We start from the raw sequence: 19,678 nt of genomic DNA on the forward strand, positions 1-19,678 counted from the left end.
CAAGCGGATCGGATACTGCCCTAGGGCCTCATCAGTCCGTGAACACCACGGTCTTGGCGCCGTTCAGCAGCACCCGGTCCTCCAGCTTCCAGCGCACGGCGCGGGCCAGGACCCTGCGCTCGATGTCGCGGCCCTTGCGGATCAGGGCGGCCGGGGTGTCGCGGTGGCTGATGCGCTCGACGTCCTGCTCGATGATCGGCCCTTCGTCGAGATTGGCGGTGACGTAGTGGGCGGTGGCGCCGATCACCTTCACCCCGCGCTCATGGGCCTGGTGATAGGGCCGCGCGCCCTTGAATCCCGGCAGGAAGGAGTGGTGGATGTTGATGCAGCGCTCTTCCAGCTTGGCCGCCAGGCCCTCGGACAGCACCTGCATGTAGCGGGCGAGGACCACCAGCTCGGTCCCGGTCTCCTGGATCAGCTTCCAGATCGCCGCCTCCTGCTCCAGCTTGGTGGCGCGGCTGACCGGCAGATGGTGGAAGGGCACGCCGCGCAGGTCGAGATTGGCGTAGGTCTCGATGGGGTGGTTCGACACCACAGCGGAGATGTCCATCGGCAGCTCGCCGCGCCGCCAGCGATAGAGCAGGTCGGCCAGACAGTGGTCCTGCTGGCTGGCCAGGATCATCACCTTCCGCCGGGCCTTCGGGTCGCGCAGGCTCCAGCGCATGGAGAAACCCTGGGCCAGGTCGCCGAAGTCGGCGCGCAGGGCGTCGAAATCGGCCCCGGGGGCGGCGAACACCACCCGCATGAAGAAGTGGCCGGTTTCCACGTCGTCATACTGCTGGGCGTCGAGGATGTTGGCCCCGCGCTCATAGAGGAAGCTGGAGACGCGGGCGACGATGCCCGGCTGGTCGGGACAGGAGAGGGTCAGGATCATGGCGCCGGCCAGAGGCGGCAAATGAAGGTCTTGGTCAAGCCTCGGGCGCCGACCGCATCGCGCGCTGGGGCGCCCGGTGTGCTCGGGCCCAGCGCCATGCCAGCCAGACCGCCACAAATGGCAGAGCAATCAACGGCGCAAAAAGCAGAAGCGAAGCGTGCGGATACAAGCCGCAGTCTGCCATACAGACGAGATCGCCTGCCTGCTCAATTGTCGGCGGCGACAGCGTGGTCGCTTCCAATCAAGGCCTCCCTACATAGTCGCCTGAGTTTGGATGTTCCCAGCTTGGATCATTCCTCAGCGACGGGCTAGGGTCCGCGCCATGCCCACAGCCGAAGCCCTGGCGCCCCGCGCCATCGACATCCTTGCCAGCCTGGTCTCGTTCGACACCACCTCGCGGCTCTCCAACCTGGCCCTGATCGAGTGGGTCGAGGCCTATCTGGACGGCCATGGGGTGGCGCACCGGCGGGTCCCGAACCACGACGGGACCAAGTCGAACCTGCTGGCCACGGTGGGGCCGGCCGTCGAGGGCGGGGTGGTGCTGTCGGGCCATACCGACGTGGTGCCGGTGGACGGCCAGGCCTGGGTCACCGATCCCTTCGTCCTGACGCCAAAGGACGACGGGCGGATCTATGGTCGCGGGACCTGCGACATGAAGGGGTTCCTGGCTTTGGCGCTCGCCGCCGTGCCGGACCTGGTCGCCGCCAAGCCCCGGATGCCCGTGCACCTAGCCTTCTCCTATGACGAGGAGATCGGCTGCCTGGGGGCGCCGGACCTGATCGCCATGATCGCCGCCGAGCTGCCGCGCCCGGCCCTGGTGGTGGTGGGCGAACCCACCGATATGGTGGCGGTCAGCGGCCACAAGGGCATCTCCACCTTCACCGTCACGGTGACTGGCAAGGAGGCCCATTCCAGCCAGACCCATCTGGGCGTCTCGGCCATCATGGAGGCGGTGAAGCTGATGGCCTCGCTGTCGGCCCTGGCCGAGCGGCTGGAGCGGGAGGCCGATCCCGCCTCGCCCTTCGTCCCCAAGCACACGACGCTCACCATCGGCATCCTGCACGGCGGCACGGCGGGCAACATCCTGGCGCGGGAATGCGCCTTCCAGTTCGACGTGCGCTGCCCGCCGGGCCAGGAGCCGCTGAAGATCCTCGAGCCCTTCTTCGCCGAGGTCGCGGCCGTGGATGTGGCGCTCAAGACCCGCTTTCCCGAGGCCGGGGCGAAGATCGCGCAGCGCTCCGGCACCCCGGGCATGGCGGTGGAGAAGGACGGAGCCGCCGAAGCCTTCGCCCGACGGCTGGCCGGCGACAATGGTCCGCCGCGGGTGGTGCCCTACGCCGCCGAGGCGGGGCAGTTCCAGCAGGCGGGATATTCCACGGTGATCTGCGGTCCGGGCTCCATCGACCAGGCCCACCAGGCCAACGAATACGTCGAGCGCTCGCAGATGGAGCGCGGGGCGGCCTTCATGGCTCGCCTGGTCGATTGGGCCGCACGCGGCGAATGACCGGGCGGCGGCCGGTCAGGTCGCGGGGGTTCCACGTCATGGCCCGGGCGATGGCCCAGGCGGAGACGCGGCGGCGGGCCTGGACCTCGCGGCGGCTCTTCAGGATGGTCGGCAGGCCCTTCAGCGACTCCTTGAAGGCGCGCCAGACGATATGGGCGTGCGGCCAGTTCTCGCGGCGCGAGGAGATATAGGCCACCGCCAGCAGGTGCAGCGGCACGACGATGGGCAGCAGCGGCCAGGGGGTGTCCTTATAGACCCCATAGAAGCGGTTGCGCGTGCCGTGGAAGACCGCGAACTCCGACTTGCGCCCGCCGGTGGAGGCCGAGCCCACATGGCGGATCACCGCCCTGGGGGCCAGGACGGTGGGCTCCCCGGCCAGCTGCAGCCGGTACCCCAGGTCCACATCCTCGGAATAGCAGAAGAAGAACTCGTCGAACCCGCCCTGCTCCAGGAACAGCGCCCGGTCGATCATCATCGCCGCGCCGCAGGGGGAGAAGACCTCGCCCTCGGGAACCTGGTCGGGGCACTTGGAGAGGTAGCCGCCGCGATAGGGGATGCCGTAGCCGCTCATCACGTCGCCCAGCCCGTCCAGCAGGGCGGGGTCCTCGTCCATCAGCTGGCGCGAGGTGAAGGAGCGCACGGTCGGATGGCGCTGCGAGGCCGCCACCAGCTCGGCCAGCCAGTCGGGGGCGGCGAAGGCGTCGGGGTTGAGGAAGACCAGCCAGCGGCCCCGGCCTTCGCGCGCGGCCTGGTTGCCGGCGCCGGAGAAGCCGAGGTTCTCCTGGTTCTCGATCAGGCGCATGCCGGGGAATTCGCGGGCGATCGCCGCGTCGCCGGGATCGGGCGAGGCGTTGTCGATGACCAGGGCCTCAAAGTCCGTGAAGCTCTGGGCCGCCAGATGCTCCAGGCAGGTGCGCAGGGTGGGCCCCGAGTTCCAGGCGATCACGCATACGGTGATAAGGGGCGTCTTTGCCTTGTCTTCCTGCGCGCGGTCGTCCATGCGGTGGCGTTTTCCAAAGCTCCCGGACCGCCATGACGTCGATCACGCCGCTCTCGATCCCTGAAGTCCTGCTTATCACGCCCAAGCGTCATGGCGATGCGCGGGGATGGTTCTCCGAGACCTGGAGCCGCCGGGCCATGGAGGCCGCAGGCCTCGCCCACGATTTCGTGCAGGACAACCAGGCCTTCAGCGCCAAGGCCGGCACCGTGCGCGGCCTGCATTTCCAACAGGCCCCCCACGCCCAGGCCAAGCTGGTCCGGGTGCTGAAGGGCGCGATCTTCGATGTGGCGGTGGACATCCGCCCGGGCTCGGCGACCTACGGCCAGTGGGTGGGCGCGACGCTCACCGCCGAGGGCGGCGAGCAGATCCTGGTGCCGCGCGGCTTCGCCCACGGCTACTGCACCCTCGTCGACGACTGCGAGCTCTTCTACAAGGTGGACGGGCAGTATGCGCCGGAGACCGAGGGCGGGATCATCTGGAACGATCCGGACCTGGCCATCGACTGGGGCTTCGCGGGCGAGGCGACCCTCTCGGACAAGGACAAGGTCTTGCCCCGGCTGAAGGACATGCCGGCGGCGGCGTTCTGAGCATGAGCGAACTGGTCCGCATCCTCGACATCGAGCCCATCGACCTCGACATGTTCCGCGGGCACACCCCGGAGGGCGAGACCCGGCGCATCTATGGCGGCCAGGTGATCGCCCAGGCCCTGACCGCGGCCTACCGCACCATCGACGGGCGCCACTGCCATTCGATGCACGCCTATTTCATCCGGCCGGGCGACCCGAAGATCCCGATCCTGCTGAAGGTCGAGCGGGTGCGCGACGGCGGCAGTTTCGCCGTGCGGCGGGTGGTGGCTCTGCAGCATGGCCAGCAGATCTTCAACCTGGCCGCCTCCTTCCAGGTCCCCGAGACCGGGTTCGAGCACCAGATCGAGATGCCCGCCCCGCCCGGTCCCGACGGGCTGATGGACGAGGACGAGTTGCGCAAGGCCGCCGGCGACGACACCCCGCGCCGCACCTGGCCCATCGAGGTTCGCCCGGTCGATCCCATGCCGCACGGCAAGGCGCCGAAGATGGAACCGACCCAGTCGGTCTGGTTCAGGGCCCGCGAGCCGCTGCCCGCCGACGTGGCGATCAACCAGTGCGCGCTCGCCTACGCTTCCGACATGACCCTGCTGGACACCTCCCTTCGGCCGCACGAGGTGGTGTGGAGCGAGGGCCGCCTGCAGGTGGCGAGCCTCGACCACGCCCTGTGGTTCCACGAGGCCACCGACTTTTCCGACTGGCACCTCTATGTCCAGGACAGCCCCTCGGCCTCGGGCGGTCGCGGCTTCAACCGCGGCTCGATCTTCAACCGAGCCGGCAAGCTGGTGGCCTCGGCGGCGCAGGAAGCCCTGATCCGGTATCGGTAGCCCGAAGGACGGCGGTCCGATCTCCTCCTCTCCACCCGCCTTCGGGGGGAGAGGAGGATGATCATCCCCAGGCTCCAGACATGAAAAGGCCCGCCGTGGGGCGGCGGGCCTTGGGAGTCCGAACCTGGGGGGAGCCGGGTCCGGACGAAGCTGACAGCGGCGGTTAGCGGCTGGCCAGGGTGTTGGCGGCGCGCTGGGCGGCCAGGGCGGTGTTGCGGGCCGCGAACTTCTCGGCGATTTCGACCTGGACGGCTTCCATGCAGCGGGCGTTGGCGACCAGGCTGCGCTGGTTCAGCGTTTCGGCGCGGCAGAACTTGCGGGCGGCGGCCTCGGCGCGGGCGTGGAAGGCTTGGGCGCCTTCGGGGCTGAGGGTGTCGATGTCGGCGGCGCTGATGGTCACCGGGGCGGCGTGGGCGGCCGTGGCGAGGGCGGCGACCGGGATGATGGCGAGGGCCAGCGTGGCGACGCCGGCGAGGGTGGACTTGAACATCTGGTTTCTCCCGTTGCTGGTCGCCGTGGCGGCCGATGACCAACGAGATAGACCTGTCTCGTGACGAAATCTTGTTAAGTCGGAGTAATGACGGAGATTTAAGAGTATTACAGGAAGTTCATTAACCTGGTTACATAAAGTTTACTTAGGTGACGCCGCCGCGTCACAGGCTGGCGCGGCGGCGTGATACCTAGGCCTCGACCTTGAAGGTCAGGCCGGCGTTCTTCTGCAGGCGGTCGACCAGGCGGCTTCCGAGCGCCGCGCCGGGGGTCAGGACGCCGCCCGCCAGTTCGGGTGGGTCCTTGACCAGGCAGATGGCGGTCTCGGCGATCAGCTTGGAGGTCGAGCCGTAGCCGGGATCGCGGTCGCCATGGACGCTGACCTTCACCTTGCGCCCGTCCTTGGCGATCCCGATGAACACCAGGTCGTAGAAGCCGGCGTCGCGCTCGGCCTTGCTGGGGCCCTCGCCGGGCTGGGGCCCGCCTTCGGCGCTCATGGCGAAGCTGGCCGGGGCCTTGGGGTCGACCACGCTCATCTCGTCATAGACGAAGTCCGTCCCGTACGGATGGCCCATCAGGAAGTTCGAGCGGTGGACGTTCTTGGTGTTGATCGCCGCCATCATGAAGGGGCCGACCTGGGCGTCCATGTCGGGATCGTGCTCTGGCTGGTCGCCGCGCGGCTGTTCCGGGCCTTTGAAGCCGGGGGTCAGGGCGAACGGATCGGCCATCAAGGCCATCAGGCTGGGGTCCTTCATGATCGCGGCCATGGTCGCCCGGCCGCTGGCGGCCGTGCCGCCCGACAGGCCGCCCCGCATGGACCGCACCCGGCCCTTCACCCGCGGGACCGGCCCGCCCAGCTTCGCCTTGGCGGTCTCCTGGGCGAAGAACACGCCCAGCTCGAAGGGGATGGAGTCGAAGCCCGCCGAGTGCAGGATCCGCGCGCCGGTCCGCTTGGCCGTCTCGTGGTGGGTGGCGATGGTGGCGGCCATCCAGTTGGGCTCGCCCGACAGGTCCAGATAGTCGGTCCCGGCCTCGGCGCAGGCCGCGATCAGGGCGTCGCCATAGAGCTGGTAGGGCCCCACCGTCGTCAGCACCGCCTTCGCCCGCCCGACCATGGCCTTCAGCGAGGCGGCGTCGGCGGCGTCGGCGACCACCAGGGGGGTGTCTTTGGGCGCGCCGATCTCGTCGCGGACCGCGGCCAGCTTGTCGGCGCTGCGCCCGGCCATGGCCCACTTCACCTCGCCGCCGACGCCGTAGCGTTGGGCCAGGTACTCAGCCACCAGCCTGCCGGTGAACCCGGTGGCTCCATAGACGATGATGTCGAACTCCGCGTCGCGGTTCATGGCGGTCCCCTTCGATTTACATTGTACGGAACCATGCCGGAATTGATCGGGCCGCGCAAACTCCAGATCGGAAATCGGCGCTTGATCTTCCGCAAAGGAACCCGGTCATCTGGCGAGACCGCCGCGGGAGACGTGAACACCTTGATCCAGGACGCCGGCCCTCCGGGGCGCCCGCTCTCCGCGCCCACCGTGCTGTCGTTCTCCGCCGCCGCCCTGCCGCTATGGGCGCTGGCGGTAGCCGTGGCCGTCTATCTGCCGGCCTATTTCGCCAGCCACCTGGGGGTCAGTCTCGGCGTAATCGGGGTCGCCTGGGCGGTGGTGCGTTTCCTGGACATCGCGGTCGACCCGGCGCTGGGCATGGTCATGGACCGCACCCGCACGCGGTTCGGGCGCTACCGCGTCTGGCTGATGATCGGGGCGCCGATCCTGATGGCCTCGGTCTATGCGTTGTTCCTGGCCCCGGCGGGGATCGGGGCGGCCTACCTGATCGGGTGGCTATTCGTGCTCTATCTGGGCATCTCGATCGTCACACTGGCCCACCTGGCCTGGGCCGCGACCCTGGCCACCGAATATCACCAGCGTTCGCGGGTGTTCGGGGTGGTGGCGACCGTGGGCGTGCTCGGCGCCGTGGCCGTGCTGATGATCCCAATCGCGGCGGGCGCCTCCGGCCGGTCCGACGCGGAAGGCGTCCAGGCCATGGGCTGGTTCATCTTCTGGCTGGTCCCGATCTCGGTCGTCCTCGTTTGCCTGCGCACGCCCGAGCACATCGCCCCGGTGCGGGAAGGCGCCCACCTGAACCTGAAGGATCTCTGGGCCCTGCTGGTCAAGCCGGACCTGGTGCGCCTGGTCCTGGCCCAGATGGCGCTCACCCTCGGCCCCGGCTGGATGAGCGCGCTCTACCTGTTCTTCTTCACCGACGCCCGGGGCTACACCTCCGAACAGGCCTCGATCCTGCTGCTGATCTACGTGGTGGCGGGCATCGCCGGCGCTCCGGCCACCGCGCGCCTGGCCATGAGGTTCGGCAAGCACCGCACCCTGATGGTCACCACCACCGCCTATTCACTCGGCCTCTGCACGATCCTGTTCCTGCCCAAGGCCAGCATGGCGGCGGGCATACCGATGATGTTCTGGTGCGGCTTCATGGCGGCGGGCTTCGACCTGATGATCCGCGCGATGCTGGCTGATGTGGGCGACGAAGTGCGGCTGGATCAGGGCCAGGAGCAGATCAGCCTGATCTATGCGTTGAACACCCTGGCGGCGAAGATCGCCGCGGCCTTCGCCATCGTCCTGACCTTCCCGCTGCTGGGCTGGCTGGGATATGTGGCCGCCGAGGGGGCGACCAATACGCCTGCCGCGATCCGAAGCCTGGAGTTCACCTTCATCCTCGGTCCCATCGTCTTCGTGATGCTAGGCGGGGCCTGCGTGATCGGCTGGCGGCTGGACGCGGGGCGCCACGCCGACATCCGCCGCCAGCTGGACGAACGCGACGCCCAGTACGCCGAGGCGCCGATCCTGGAGAGCCTCACCGCCCAGCCGGCCATCGCCGTCCTGGCCGAGGACGGCAAGCCCGGCTGACGTCGGGTCAGAGTGTTCTCGCGACCAGATCCGTGACAGCGTAAGGCCAGCGGCTCGCCAGGCGCGCGCGCGAGGGACGACCATGACCGGGCTGATCCTGCACCATTACGACACCTCGCCCTTCTCCGAGAAGGTGCGGCTGATGTTCGGCCTCAAGGGCCTGGCCTGGGACTCCGTCCAGGCCCCGGTGATCATGCCCAAGCCCGACCTGGTCCCGCTGACCGGCGGCTATCGCCGCATCCCGGTGATGCAGGTGGGCGCCGACATCTATTGCGACACCCAGGTCATCCTGGCCGAGATCGAGGCCCGCGCGCCCAACCCGCCCAGCGTCTCCGGAGCCGGCTGGGCGGTCAATTTCTGGGCCGACCGGCTGTTCTTCGGCGTCACCGTTCCGATCATCTTCGGCGAGCTGGGCGATGCGACCTCGCGCGAGTTCATCCTGGACCGCGAGAAGTTGTCCGGCCGGCCGTTCGACATCGCCGCCATGAAGGCCGCGGCCGGCGTCATGCGGCCCCAGTGGCGCGCCCAGGCGGCCTGGATCGAGGCGGGCCTGGCGCGGGGCGAATGGCTCGACGGCGATGCGCCCGGGCTCTCCGACATCGCCGCCTATATGAATCTGTGGTTCTTGGCCCGCAACCTGCCCGCCGTCGCCTATGGGTTGCTGAGCGGCCTGCCGCGCACCCAGGCCTGGCGCGACCGTGTGGCCGCCATCGGCCACGGGACCCGCCGCGAGATTACCGGGGCGCAGGCCCTCCAGGTCGCCCACGACGCCGAACCGGCCGCGCCGCCGGCCCATGACCACGCCGATCCGCAGGCCCTGGCGGTGGGTGCGGCGGTGACCGTCGCCGCCGACGACTATGGCCGCGACCCCGTCGCCGGAACCCTGGTCGCCGTCACCCCCGACCGGGTGGTCATCGCCCGCGGGACGCCCGAACTGGGCAGGACCCACATCCATTTTCCCCGCGCCGGCTACCGAGTCGGCAAGGCCTGAAGGAGCGCACCATGGAAGACCGCATCAAGGTGCAGCTGAAGGACGGCGTCGCCGATGTCCGCCTGGTCCGCGGCGACAAGATGAACGCCCTGGACGACGCCATGTTCTCGGCCCTGATCGAGACCGGCGAGGCGCTGAAGACCCGGCCGGGCGTGCGCGCCATCGTGCTTTCGGGTGAGGGCCGGGCCTTCTGCGCCGGGCTCGACATGGGCAATTTCGGCAAGATGGCCTCGGGCGAGCGGTCTGGCGGCCAGTCGTCCACCGGCGAGACCCTGGTCACCACCAAGCGCACGCCGGGCGGCTCCAACCGCGCCCAGCACGCGGTGATGGTCTGGCGCGAACAGACCGTGCCGGTGATCGCCGCGATCCACGGCGTGGCCTTCGGCGGCGGGTTCCAGCTGGCGCTCGGCGCCGACATCCGCTTCGTCACCGCCGACACCCGGATGTCGGTCATGGAGATCAAGTGGGGCCTGGTGCCTGACATGGCCGGCCTGGTGCTGATGAAGCGCCTGGTGCGCGACGACGTGGCCCGGGAGCTGACATATACCGGCCGTCAGTTCAACGGCGAGGAGGCGCTGCGCCTGGGCTTCGCCACCCGGGTCTGCGCCGACCCCTATGCCGAGGCCCTGGCCCTGGCCGCCGAGATCGCCGGCAAGAGCCCCACGGCCATCCGCGGCGCCAAGCGGCTGCTGGACATGGCGCCGGACGCCGACCAGCAGGCCATCCTGTTGGCCGAGAGCCAGGAGCAGACCGCACTGATCGGCTCGCCCAACCAGGTCGAGGCGGTGATGGCCAACATGCAGAAGCGCGCCGCCGTTTACGCCGACTGATGCTCACCCTTTACCACTGCGCCGACGCCCGCTCCTTCCGCGCCCTCTGGGCCTTGGAGGAGCTTGGTGTTCCCTACGAGCTGAAACTGCTGCCCTTCCCGCCCAGGGTCCTTGCGCCGGAGTACCTGGCCGAGAACCCGCTGGGCACCATCCCGCTGCTGGTCGACGGGGCGACGCGGATGACCGAGTCCTCGGCCATCGTCCAGTACCTGGCGGTCAAGCACGGCGGCCCGCTGCTGGTGAGCCCGGACGATCCCGCCTACGGCGCCTGGCTGAACTGGCTCTATCTGGGCGAGGCGACCCTGACCTTCCCGCAGACCCTGGTGCTCCGCTACACGCGCCTGGAGCCCAGGGAGCGTCGCAATCCTCAGGTGGCCGAGGACTATGGCCGCTGGTTCATGGCCCGGCTGCGGGCGGTGGACGCGGCCCTGCAGGGCGCCGAGCACCTCTGCGCCGGGCGGTTCACGGCGGCGGACATCTCGGTCGGCTACGCGCTGCTGCTGGCGCAGACGCTGGGCCTGCACGAGCGGTTCAGCCCGGCGGTGGCGGAGTACTGGGCGCGGCTGCAGGAGCGCGACGGATTCAAACGCGCCAAGGCGGCGCAGGGCGGCGAGGGCGCCCTGCCGGACTGGCAGGCGTGACCGCTAACCAAAGCTGTCATCCCGGTTTGCGAAGCAAGACCGGGATGACAGCTGTTGGGGCGGTCTAGGCGGCCCACTCCGCCAGGACATCCGGATCGGTTTCCACCGTCTGCACCCGCAACGCCTCGAACGCCTCAGCATCCAGCAGCCGCGACAGCGCCCAGACCGCTGCGCCGCGCACCAGCGGCGAGGGGTCGCCCAGCAAGCGCTCCGCCGTCTCCACCAGTCGGGCCTCCGCCGAATTGCCGATGGCGTAGAGCACGTTGCGCACGAAGCGATCGCGGCCGATGCGCTTGACCGGGCTCTTGGCGAACAGGGCGCGGAAGGCGGCGTCGTCCAGGGCGGCCAGGTCCTCCAGACTCGGCGCGCGCAAGGCCTCGCGGGCGTGCAGCCGCTGTTCCCGCGCCACGGCGGCGAACTTGTTCCAGGGACAGACCGCCAGGCAGTCGTCGCAGCCGTAGATGCGGTTGCCGAGCGCCTCGCGGAACTCGCGCGGGATCGGTCCTTTCAGCTCGATGGTCAGGTAGGAGATGCAGCGCCGGGCGTCGAGCTGGTAGGGCGCCGGGAAGGCCTTGGTCGGGCAGATGTCCAGGCAGGCCTGGCACTGGCCACAGGACCCGCCGCTCGGGCCGTCGGGGGTGAGCTCCAGCTCTGTGAGGATCGAGCCCAGGAACAGCCAGGAGCCGAACTCTCGGCTGACCAGGTTGGTGTGTTTGCCCTGCCAGCCCAGCCCGGCCTGCTCGGCCAGGGGCTTCTCCATTAGGGGGGCGGTGTCGACGAACACCTTCAGGTCGCCGCCGAACTTGCCGACCAGCCAGCCGGCGAGCTGCTTCAGCCGGCCCTTGATCAGCTCGTGATAGTCGTCGCCCTGAGCGTAGACACTGATCGTCCCGCGGTCCTTGCGTTCCAGGGCGGCGAGGGGGTCCGAATCCGGGCCATAGTTGGTCCCCAGCATGATCGCCGTGCGCGCGCCGGCCCACATGGCGCGCGGATGGCTGCGGCGCTCGGCGGTCTCGTGGAGCCAGCCCATCTCGCCGTGGCGGCCCTGGTCCAGGAACTCGACCAGCCGCTCGCCGGCCGGCCAGCCCTGAGTCACGTCGGCGAACCTGCAGGCGTCGAAACCGAGCTCGGCGGCCTTGGCGGCAATCAGGTCTTTGCGTGGATCAGAAGTCGAGATCGTCATAATGGGGCGCCGGCGCGAGGCCGGGCCAACGATCGGTCAGCAGGGGCCGGAAGGCCGGCCTCGATTTCAGCTTCATGTACCAGGTCTTGGTCGCGGGGAAGTCGCGCCAGGGCACGTCGCCGAAATAGTCGATCACCGAGAGATGGGCGGCGGCGGCGAAATCGGCCAGAGACAGGCGCTTGCCGGCCAGCCAGTCGCGGGTCGCGAGCAGGCCTTCCACATAGACCAGGTGCTGGCGCAGGGCGTCGCGGCCCTGGCGTAGGGCGGCCAGGTCGGGCGAGCCCAGGCCGAGCAGCCGCTTCTCCATCTTCTCGTGCAGCAGGAAGCCGCCGACCTCGTAGTCGAACTTGCGGTCGAACCATTGCAGCAGGCGCCGCGCCTCGGCCCGTTCGGCGGGCTCGCGGCCCAGCAGCGGCGGTTCGGGATGAGCCTCTTCCAGGTGGTCGAGGATGGCGCGGCTCTCGCACAGCACCAGCCGGTCGCGGCCGGTCCCGATGGTCAGGACCGGGGTCAGGCCCGAGGCGTTCATGGCGATCAGCTCGGAGGGCCGTTCCCAGTACTTCGCCGGCTCCTCGGCGAAGGGCAGCCGCTTCTCGCCCAGCGCCAGACGCACCTGGCGCGAGGCCGGGTCCAGCGGGAAATGGTGAAGGGTGCGTTCTGCGCTCATCAGGTGGTGAACTATCGGGGGTCCACGTTAAGGCCGCGTTTACCGAGACTCGTTTCCGCGAACGCGCCGCCATGCGGCTCGGCCGCGCCGCGCGGGTCGGGATGCATCAGGATGTCCGCGCGGGGGAAGGCTTCCAGCACGCGTTTCTCGGCGGCGACGAGCACGGCGTGAGCCTCCTCGAGCGACAACTTGGGATCGAGGTCCACGTGCATCTGCATGTGGACATAGGGGCCCGAGGCCCGCGTGCGGAGCTGGTGAACGTCAGTCAGCCTCGGGTCGGAGGTCACGAGCCGGACGATCATGGCGCGGTCCGCCTGCGGAAGCTCATGATCGAGGAGCTGGTTGGAAGCTTCGCGGAACACGCTGACCGCCCCCCAGAGCAGCAGGGCGGTGACCACCAGGGCGGCGGCGGCGTCGAGATTGTTGACGCCCAGCCAGACCGATCCACCGATGCCCAGCAGGGCCACGGCGTTGGAGGCCAGGTCGGTGGCGTAGTGGGCCCGGTCGCCGGCCACCGCGACGGAGGCGGTGCGGCGCAGGACCCAGCTCTGGGCGGTGATCAGGCCGCCGGTCAGGACGGTGGAGATCGCCATCACGCCGATCGCCAGGCCCTCCCGTCGCAGCTCATGAGGTTCGAGCATGTGGCGGATCGCCTCCTGGCCGATCAGGGCGGCCGAGGCGAAGACCAGGCCGGCCTGCACCAGGCTGGCGAAGGCCTCGGCCTTGCCGTGGCCGAAGCGATGCTCGGCGTCGGGCGGCGCGGCCGCGTACCGCACGGCGAAGAAGGTCACCAGGGAGGCCAGCAGGTCGAGACCGGAATCGGCCATGGAGGCCAGCAGCGAGACCGAGCCGCTCGCCCGCCAGGCCACCGCCTTGATCGTCACCAGCACCAGGGCGACGGCGATCGACAGCAAGGTGACCCCTCGGGTCAGCCTGGCGGTCTCGGCGGTGGTGAGGCCCTTGGAGGGGTTCATCCCGCCTGTCTAATGCGAGCCTTCAGCCGAGCCCACAGAGAATGACTCTCAACCTAGGGTCTCAACGTCGCACTACGCCGCCTTCAGTGGCGTCGGTCCCACATAGCGCGACTGCGGTCGGATCAGGCGGCCGCCGGCGACCTGTTCGCGGGCGTGGGCGATCCAGCCGGTCACCCGGCCCATGGCGAAGACGCAGGTGAAAGCGCTGGGCGGGAAGGCGAGGGCCTCCAGCAGCAGGGCGGTGTAGAATTCCACATTGGTGTCGAGCGCCCGGTCGGGCTTGTGCTCCTTGAGGATGGCGAGCGCGGCGGCCTCGACAGCCTCGGCGAATTCCACCCGCGCCGGCTGGCCGTTGGACCCCTCGCGCAGCTTACGCACCGCGGCCTTGAGCGCGTCGGCGCGGGGGTCGCGCACCCGATAGACCCGGTGGCCGAAACCCATCAGCCGATCGCCGCGGGCCAGGGCCTGCTCTATCCAATGGCGGGCGTTCTCGGGCCGGCCGATCTCGTTCAGCATGTCGATGACCGGACCCGGCGCGCCGCCGTGCAGCGGGCCCTTGAGCGCGCTGATCCCGCCGACCACCGCCGAGGTCAGGCCCGCCCGCGTCGAGGCGATCACCCGGGCGGCGAAGGTCGAGGCGTTCAGTCCATGGTCGCTGACCGTGACCAGATAGGTGTCCAGCGCCTCGGCCTCGGCCTTGGTCGGAACCCCGCCCCGGGTCATGCGCAGGATGTCGGCGGCATGGGTCAGGCTGGGATCCGGGGCGATGGGCGCCTCGCCGGCCTGGGCGCGGACCACCGCGGCGGTGAACACCGCGGGAGCGGCCATCAGGCGTAGGGCTGTGGCCAGGTCGTCGCCGTCCGCCAGCCGGGCGGTGAGCGCCCGCATGGCTTCGATGGGGCTGCGGTCCATCAGGCCGGTGTCGAGGGCCGCCACCTCGCCGAACACTTCTGCGCGGGCCGCGCCCAGGCCTTCAGTCAGATCGTCGGGCAGGTCGTCGAAGAAGCCGTCGAACAGCAGGCGGGCCACGTCTTCGAACCGGGTGCGGCCAGCCAGGTCGTCCAGCGACCGGCCACGGATGATCAACACGCCGCGCTGGCCGTCGACTTCCGACATCACGGTCTCGGCGGCGACGACATTCTCAAGGCCATCGGACATGGCGCATCTCCTCTTGCTTGACGCGATATTTGCCGCCAAGCTGGTCGCGTCAATCTTGATCAATATAATCAATATATGACCGCCCCCGCCGCCAAGACCGACTGGATCGCCGCCGACGAGGCCCGTGAGCGCCTGGGCGTCCGGCCCCAGACACTCTACGCCTATGTCAGCCGGGGGCGGGTCCAGGTCCGCGCCGATCCCCGCGACCCCCGCCGCAGTCTCTATCGGGCCGCCGACATCGCCGCCCTAACCGACCGCAAGAACCGCAGCCGGAAGGTTTCGGAGGTGGCCGCGGGCGCGATCGCCTGGGGTGAGCCGGTGCTGGCCTCGGCGATCACCACCATCTCCGGCGGGCGGCTCTACTACCGGGGCCGCGACGCGGTGACGCTTTCGGAGACCGAGACCCTGGAAGCCGTGGCCCGGCTGCTGCGCGGCGGTCACGGGGTAGCGCTGAAGCGCACCGATCGGCCCCCGCCGCCGGAGGGACCGGACATGCGCTCGCGGGCCTTCGCGGCCCTGGCCGCCCGCGCCGGGGTTGACCCTCCGGCGAGGGGCCGCAATCCCATGGCCCTGGCCGTGGAGGCCGCGACCCTGCTCGACGTGCTGACCGATGCGGTGGCCGGCCAGGTGGGCGGCGGGGCCATCGCCAACCGGCTGGCCCTGGCCTGGGGCCTGGGACCGGGGGGAACGGGCGCCGATCTGATCCGCCGGGCCCTGGTGCTGCTGGCCGACCATGAGCTCAATGCCTCGACCTTCGCGGCGCGGGTGGCGGCCTCCACCGGCGCCTCCCTGGCGGCCAGCGCGCTCGCGGGGCTGGCGGCGCTGTCGGGGCCCCGACACGGCGGGGCGGCGGCGGCCTGCCAGAGCTTCGCCGCCCAGGCCGTCGCCACAAGTCCCCGGGCCGCCATCGCCGCCCTGCTGACCGAGGACCGGCTGATCCCGGGCTTCGGCCACAACCTCTATCCGCAGAGCGATCCCCGCGCCGAGGCCTTGCTGGAACGGTTCACCCCCACGCCGGACATGCAGGCCCTGCAGGGCGCGGTCACCGCCGTCACCGGCCTGGCCCCCAATGTCGACTTCGCCCTGGTCTCCCTGGCCGAGACGCTGAAGCTGCCCAAGGACGCGCCCTTCGCCCTCTTCGCGGTCGCCCGCTGCGCCGGTTGGATCGCCCACGCCATCGAGCAGGGCCAGACCGACCAGCTCATCCGGCCCAGAGCTCGGTATGTCGGGGTGGATGTGGAGGGGGCATGATCAAGCCCGGTGGTGCACCGCTTCCTCCTCGGCCAGGGGCAGATCGAGGCGGTGGACCATTTCCTTCGGGACCACCTGCCAGAACTTAGCCAGATAGCGGTCCCAGTCGCGCAGGATTCCGGCGGCGAAGGCTGACCCCGTCTCGCGAGCGTGCTCCTCCACCAGGGTCTTGAGATCCTGCTCCCAGGCATGGGTGCCGATCCGCTGGATCACCACGCTGTCGGTGTTCAGCATCGTCTCGAAGCGGTCGTGCAGGTCGAGCACATAGGCCATGCCCCCCGTCATGCCGGCGGCGAAGTTGAAGCCTACCGGCCCCAGGATCACCGCCCGGCCTCCGGTCATGTATTCCAGACCGTTGGCCCCGCAGCCTTCGACCACGGTCACCGCGCCGGAATTGCGCACGCCGAACCGCTCGCCCGCCAAGCCAGCCGCGAACAGCCGGCCCGCCGTGGCCCCGTAGAGCACGGTGTTGCCGAGGATGGCGTTGGCCTCGGGCGCCGCCAGGTGCGGCGAGGGCTTGATGACGATGGTCGCGCCCGACAGGCCCTTGCCCACATAGTCGTTGGCCTCGCCCGTCAGTTCGATACGCAGGCCCTGGACCGCGAAGGCCCCCAGGCTCTGGCCCGCCGAGCCCTTGAGCTGGACGGTCAGGTGTCCGGGCGCCAGCCCGTCCATGCCGAACTTGCGCACGATGTGAGACGAGGTCCGCGCGCCGATGGCCCGGGCGGTGTTCCGCACCGTGTAGGTGAGCTGCATCTTCTCGCCTCGCTCCAGCAGGGGCGCGGCGTCGCGGACGATCTGGGCGTCCAAGGTGTCGGGCACCTCGGTGCGGCCCTCGACGGTGCAGTAGGGCTTGTTCTGGCCGGGATCGGCCCGGACCAGCAGGGGGTTCAGGTCCAGGTCGTCCAGGTGCTCGCCGCCGCGGCTAACTTGCTGGAGCAGGTCGGTGCGGCCGACGATCTCGGTCAGCGACCGGAAGCCCAGGCCCGCCAGGATTTCGCGCACTTCCTCGGCGATAAAGGTGAAAAGGTTGATCACCTTCTCCGGGCTGCCGGAGAACTTGGCGCGCAGGGCCTCGTCCTGGGTGCAGACCCCCACCGGGCAGGTGTTGGAATGGCACTGGCGCACCATGATGCAGCCCATGGCGATCAGGCTGGCCGTGCCGATGCCGTACTCCTCCGCGCCCAGCATGGCGGCGATCACCACGTCGCGGCCGGTGCGCATGCCGCCGTCGGCCCGCAGCCGCACGGAGTGGCGCAGGTTGTTGAGCGTCAGGACCTGGTTGGCCTCGGAAAGTCCCATCTCCCACGGCCCGCCGGCGTACTTGATCGAGGTCTGGGGCGAGGCGCCGGTGCCGCCGACATTGCCCGAGATCAGGATCACGTCGGCCTTGGCCTTCGCGACCCCCGCGGCGATGGCGCCGATGCCGGTCATGGCCACCAGCTTCACGCAGACCCGGGCGTCGGGATTGATCTGCTTCAGGTCGTAGATGAGCTGGGCCAGGTCCTCGATCGAATAGATGTCGTGGTGCGGCGGCGGGCTGATCAGCATCACCCCGGGCGTCGCATGGCGCAGACGGGCGATCAGCTCGGTCACCTTGAAGCCGGGCAGCTGGCCGCCCTCGCCGGGCTTTGCGCCCTGGCTGACCTTGATCTCGATCTCTCGGCACTGGTTCAGGTATTCGGCGGTGACGCCGAACCGGCCCGAGGCGATTTGCTTAACCGCCGAGTTGGGGTTGTCGCCATTCGGCAGGGGCTTGTAGCGCGATGAGTCCTCGCCGCCCTCGCCGGACACGCTCTTGGCCCCGATCCGGTTCATGGCGATGTTCAGCACCCCGTGCGCCTCGGGGCTGAGCGCGCCCATGCTCATGCCAGGCGTCAGGAAGCGCTTGCGGATCTCGTTGACGCTCTCGACCTCGTCCAGGGTGACCGGCCGCTCGCTGGAGCGCAGGTCCAGGAGGTCGCGGAGCTGGATCTGCGGCATGCGCCGCATGCCGTCGCTGAAGCGCTTGTAGGTCCCGTAGTCGCCGGTGTCGCAGGCCGCCTGCAGGGTGTGGATCATGCGCGCCTCGAAAGCGTGACTCTCCCCGGCGCGACGCGCCTTGTAGAAGCCGCCCACCGGCAGGCTGACCGCGGCCGGATCCCAGGCCTTGCGATGCAGATCCACCGCCTTGGCCTCGAGGCCGGCCAGGCCGATGCCGGAGATGCGCGACGGCATGCCGGGAAAGAACTCGGCCACCAGGGCGCGGGAGAGACCGACGGCCTCGAAGTTCAGGCCGCCGCGATAGGAGGAGATCACCGCGATCCCCATCTTGGCGATGATTTTCAGGAGCCCGCCCTCGATGGCGTGCTTGAAGTTCAGGCAGAGGTCGCGGAGCGTCAGGCTGCCGGTCAGGCCGCGCTCCAGCCGATCCTGAAAGCTTTCCTGGGCCAGATACGCGTTCACCGCTGTGGCGCCGCAGCCCACCAGCACCGCGAAATAGTGGGTGTCCAGGCACTCGGCCGAGCGGACGATGATCGAGACGTAGGAGCGCAGCCCCTTGGCCACCAGCGAGGAATGCACCCCGCCGGTCGCCAGGATCATCGGCAGGGCCACCCGGTCGGGGCCGCAGGCCTCGTCGGTGAGCACGATGGGGGCGCAGCCGCGCAGGGCCGCGTCCTCGGCCTCGGCGCGGATGCGGTCGAGATTGGCCCGCAGGGCGTCGCCGGGCCGGCTCTCGGCCGCGGGGATCGGCATGGTGCAGTCGATCACCGCGACGTTCTTTTCGCCGATGAAGCCGAGGATGCGCTGGTACATGCCGGTGGTGAGCACCGGGCTCTCCAGCACGAAGACATCGGTTTGGGCCTCGTCCTGGGCCAGGATGTTGCCGAGGTTCTTGAACCGGGTCTTCAGGCTCATCACCGCCGTTTCCCGCAGCGAGTCGATCGGCGGGTTGGTCACCTGGCTGAAGTTCTGGCGGAAGAAGTGGCTGAGCGGCCGGTACTGGTCGGAGAGCACCGCCAGCGGCGCGTCGTCGCCCATGGAGCCCACCGCCTCCTTGGCGTCCTCCACCATGGGGGCCAGGATCAGCTCCAGGTCTTCCAGGCTCATCCCCGCCGCAGCCTGGCGGCGGACCAGCTCCTCACGGCCATAGGCGCGGGGCTCGGGTCCAGCCCCGATCCGAGCCTCCAGGTCGACCATGTTGCCCAGCCACTGGTCGTAGGGGTGGCGTTCGGCCAGGTGGTCGATGATCTCGTCCTCGGCGTAGAGCCGGCCCTCTGCCAGGTCGACGGCGATCATCCGGCCGGGCGCGATGTGGGTCTTCCTGACGATGCGGGCCTCGTCGACCCGGCACATGCCGGCCTCCGAACCCATGATCAGCAGGCCGTCGTCGGTATAGGCCACCCGCAGGGGCCTAAGCCCGTTGCGGTCCTTGCCGGCCACCACCCAGCGGCCGTCGCTGGCGCAGATGGCGGCGGGCCCGTCCCAGGGCTCCATCACCGCGTTGCAATAGGCGTAGAGGGCCTTGTGCGCCGGGCGGATCTGCTCGTCGGAGCGGGCGTTCCAGGCCTCGGGGATCAGCAGGGCCTTGGCCATGGGCGCGTCGCGCCCGGCCCGGACCAGCACCTCGAAGGTGTTGTCCAGCGCCGCCGAGTCCGAGCCGCCCGGCTGGATCACCGGCTTCACGTCGTCGCCCAGTTCCCCGAAGGCGTCGGCCGCCATGCGGATCTCGTGGGACTTCATCCAGTTGATGTTGCCCTTGACGGTGTTGATCTCGCCGTTGTGGGCCAGCATCCGGAACGGCTGG

The 19,678-nt window shown here is 69.7% G+C and carries 17 protein-coding genes; 8 read left to right on the plus strand and 9 right to left on the minus strand.

Annotated features, from left to right (window positions below):
* Nucleotides 1–31: 31 nt before the first annotated feature.
* On the minus strand, nt 32–874 hold the full coding sequence (gene purU / locus Q8Q88_RS13115) for a formyltetrahydrofolate deformylase (RefSeq protein WP_305675633.1): 843 nt from the start codon (nt 872–874) through the stop codon (nt 32–34).
* Between the two features lie 322 nt (nt 875–1,196).
* Here purU and argE point away from each other — a divergent pair, with 322 nt between their 5' ends.
* Nucleotides 1,197–2,378, plus strand: a complete 1,182-nt coding sequence (gene argE / locus Q8Q88_RS13120; RefSeq protein ID WP_305675634.1) for an acetylornithine deacetylase — start codon at nt 1,197–1,199, stop codon at nt 2,376–2,378.
* Here the strand turns inward: argE and Q8Q88_RS13125 are convergent.
* On the minus strand, nt 2,338–3,378 hold the full coding sequence (locus Q8Q88_RS13125) for a glycosyltransferase family 2 protein (protein ID WP_305675635.1): 1,041 nt from the start codon (nt 3,376–3,378) through the stop codon (nt 2,338–2,340). The genes argE and Q8Q88_RS13125 overlap by 41 nt on opposite strands.
* A 32-nt stretch (nt 3,379–3,410) precedes the next feature.
* On the opposite strand from Q8Q88_RS13125, the gene rfbC reads away from it, so the two are divergent.
* Together rfbC and Q8Q88_RS13135 are read left to right on the plus strand one after the other, a co-directional pair.
* Nucleotides 3,411–3,965 carry a dTDP-4-dehydrorhamnose 3,5-epimerase gene (gene rfbC, locus Q8Q88_RS13130; protein WP_305675636.1) on the plus strand — a complete coding sequence of 185 codons (555 nt, stop codon included), beginning with the start codon at nt 3,411–3,413 and terminating at the stop codon, nt 3,963–3,965.
* A gap of 2 nt (nt 3,966–3,967) precedes the next feature.
* Nucleotides 3,968–4,789 carry an acyl-CoA thioesterase II gene (locus Q8Q88_RS13135; protein ID WP_305675637.1) on the plus strand — a complete coding sequence of 274 codons (822 nt, stop codon included), beginning with the start codon at nt 3,968–3,970 and terminating at the stop codon, nt 4,787–4,789.
* A gap of 163 nt (nt 4,790–4,952) precedes the next feature.
* On the opposite strand, the gene Q8Q88_RS13140 is transcribed toward Q8Q88_RS13135, so the two are convergent.
* Both Q8Q88_RS13140 and Q8Q88_RS13145 read right to left on the minus strand, forming a co-directional pair.
* The gene (locus Q8Q88_RS13140; protein ID WP_305675638.1) at nt 4,953–5,279 is read right to left on the minus strand and encodes a UrcA family protein; all 327 of its coding nucleotides are present in this window, start codon (nt 5,277–5,279) and stop codon (nt 4,953–4,955) included.
* 190 nt (nt 5,280–5,469) lie between these two features.
* Entirely contained in the window at nt 5,470–6,621 is a 1,152-nt protein-coding gene (locus Q8Q88_RS13145) for a trans-acting enoyl reductase family protein (RefSeq protein ID WP_305675639.1), read from the minus strand.
* An 81-nt stretch (nt 6,622–6,702) separates the two neighbouring features.
* On the opposite strand from Q8Q88_RS13145, the gene Q8Q88_RS13150 reads away from it, so the two are divergent.
* From Q8Q88_RS13150 to Q8Q88_RS13165, 4 genes are all read left to right on the plus strand, one after another.
* Nucleotides 6,703–8,196, plus strand: a complete 1,494-nt coding sequence (locus Q8Q88_RS13150) for an MFS transporter (RefSeq protein WP_305675640.1) — start codon at nt 6,703–6,705, stop codon at nt 8,194–8,196.
* A gap of 82 nt (nt 8,197–8,278) precedes the next feature.
* Entirely contained in the window at nt 8,279–9,187 is a 909-nt protein-coding gene (locus Q8Q88_RS13155; RefSeq protein WP_305675641.1) for a glutathione S-transferase family protein, read from the plus strand.
* A gap of 11 nt (nt 9,188–9,198) precedes the next feature.
* Nucleotides 9,199–10,017 carry a crotonase/enoyl-CoA hydratase family protein gene (locus tag Q8Q88_RS13160; protein ID WP_305675642.1) on the plus strand — a complete coding sequence of 273 codons (819 nt, stop codon included), beginning with the start codon at nt 9,199–9,201 and terminating at the stop codon, nt 10,015–10,017.
* Nucleotides 10,017–10,658, plus strand: coding sequence for a glutathione S-transferase family protein (locus tag Q8Q88_RS13165; RefSeq protein ID WP_305675643.1), 642 nt, complete (start codon nt 10,017–10,019; stop codon nt 10,656–10,658). The genes Q8Q88_RS13160 and Q8Q88_RS13165 overlap by 1 nt, the downstream gene beginning before the upstream one ends.
* A gap of 64 nt (nt 10,659–10,722) precedes the next feature.
* On the opposite strand, the gene queG is transcribed toward Q8Q88_RS13165, so the two are convergent.
* From queG to Q8Q88_RS13185, 4 genes are all read right to left on the minus strand, one after another.
* Nucleotides 10,723–11,841: a tRNA epoxyqueuosine(34) reductase QueG gene (gene queG, locus Q8Q88_RS13170; protein WP_305675644.1), complete on the minus strand. Its 1,119-nt coding sequence runs from the start codon at nt 11,839–11,841 to the stop codon at nt 10,723–10,725.
* Nucleotides 11,822–12,508: a glutathione S-transferase family protein gene (locus Q8Q88_RS13175; protein ID WP_305675645.1), complete on the minus strand. Its 687-nt coding sequence runs from the start codon at nt 12,506–12,508 to the stop codon at nt 11,822–11,824. The genes queG and Q8Q88_RS13175 overlap by 20 nt, the downstream gene beginning before the upstream one ends.
* A gap of 11 nt (nt 12,509–12,519) precedes the next feature.
* Nucleotides 12,520–13,482 carry a cation diffusion facilitator family transporter gene (locus tag Q8Q88_RS13180; protein ID WP_305675646.1) on the minus strand — a complete coding sequence of 321 codons (963 nt, stop codon included), beginning with the start codon at nt 13,480–13,482 and terminating at the stop codon, nt 12,520–12,522.
* A 72-nt stretch (nt 13,483–13,554) separates the two neighbouring features.
* Nucleotides 13,555–14,640: a citrate synthase/methylcitrate synthase gene (locus Q8Q88_RS13185; protein ID WP_305675647.1), complete on the minus strand. Its 1,086-nt coding sequence runs from the start codon at nt 14,638–14,640 to the stop codon at nt 13,555–13,557.
* A gap of 75 nt (nt 14,641–14,715) precedes the next feature.
* Here Q8Q88_RS13185 and Q8Q88_RS13190 point away from each other — a divergent pair, with 75 nt between their 5' ends.
* Nucleotides 14,716–15,891, plus strand: coding sequence for a citrate synthase (locus Q8Q88_RS13190; RefSeq protein ID WP_305675648.1), 1,176 nt, complete (start codon nt 14,716–14,718; stop codon nt 15,889–15,891).
* Here Q8Q88_RS13190 and gltB read toward each other — a convergent pair.
* Nucleotides 15,892–19,678, minus strand: a 3,787-nt coding sequence (gltB, locus tag Q8Q88_RS13195; protein ID WP_305675649.1) for a glutamate synthase large subunit, incomplete at its 5' end; no start/stop codon positions are given. It lies immediately after the preceding gene.

This window comes from Phenylobacterium sp., assembly GCF_030697925.1.
Lineage (GTDB): Bacteria > Pseudomonadota > Alphaproteobacteria > Caulobacterales > Caulobacteraceae > Phenylobacterium.

Bases quoted from the DNA above. Each gene is read 5' to 3' on its own strand.
- queG (WP_305675644.1), bottom strand. From the start codon at position 11,841: ATGACGATCTCGACTTCTGATCCACGCAAAGACCTGATTGCCGCCAAG.
- Q8Q88_RS13125 (WP_305675635.1), bottom strand. From the start codon at position 3,378: ATGGACGACCGCGCGCAGGAAGACAAGGCAAAGACGCCCCTTATCACC.
- Q8Q88_RS13185 (WP_305675647.1), bottom strand. From the start codon at position 14,640: ATGTCCGATGGCCTTGAGAATGTCGTCGCCGCCGAGACCGTGATGTCG.
- Q8Q88_RS13180 (WP_305675646.1), bottom strand. From the start codon at position 13,482: ATGAACCCCTCCAAGGGCCTCACCACCGCCGAGACCGCCAGGCTGACC.
- purU (WP_305675633.1), bottom strand. From the start codon at position 874: ATGATCCTGACCCTCTCCTGTCCCGACCAGCCGGGCATCGTCGCCCGC.
- rfbC (WP_305675636.1), top strand. From the start codon at position 3,411: ATGACGTCGATCACGCCGCTCTCGATCCCTGAAGTCCTGCTTATCACG.
- Q8Q88_RS13140 (WP_305675638.1), bottom strand. From the start codon at position 5,279: ATGTTCAAGTCCACCCTCGCCGGCGTCGCCACGCTGGCCCTCGCCATC.
- Q8Q88_RS13155 (WP_305675641.1), top strand. From the start codon at position 8,279: ATGACCGGGCTGATCCTGCACCATTACGACACCTCGCCCTTCTCCGAG.
- Q8Q88_RS13160 (WP_305675642.1), top strand. From the start codon at position 9,199: ATGGAAGACCGCATCAAGGTGCAGCTGAAGGACGGCGTCGCCGATGTC.
- Q8Q88_RS13175 (WP_305675645.1), bottom strand. From the start codon at position 12,508: ATGAGCGCAGAACGCACCCTTCACCATTTCCCGCTGGACCCGGCCTCG.
- Q8Q88_RS13165 (WP_305675643.1), top strand. From the start codon at position 10,017: ATGCTCACCCTTTACCACTGCGCCGACGCCCGCTCCTTCCGCGCCCTC.
- Q8Q88_RS13190 (WP_305675648.1), top strand. From the start codon at position 14,716: ATGACCGCCCCCGCCGCCAAGACCGACTGGATCGCCGCCGACGAGGCC.
- Q8Q88_RS13135 (WP_305675637.1), top strand. From the start codon at position 3,968: ATGAGCGAACTGGTCCGCATCCTCGACATCGAGCCCATCGACCTCGAC.
- Q8Q88_RS13145 (WP_305675639.1), bottom strand. From the start codon at position 6,621: ATGAACCGCGACGCGGAGTTCGACATCATCGTCTATGGAGCCACCGGG.
- argE (WP_305675634.1), top strand. From the start codon at position 1,197: ATGCCCACAGCCGAAGCCCTGGCGCCCCGCGCCATCGACATCCTTGCC.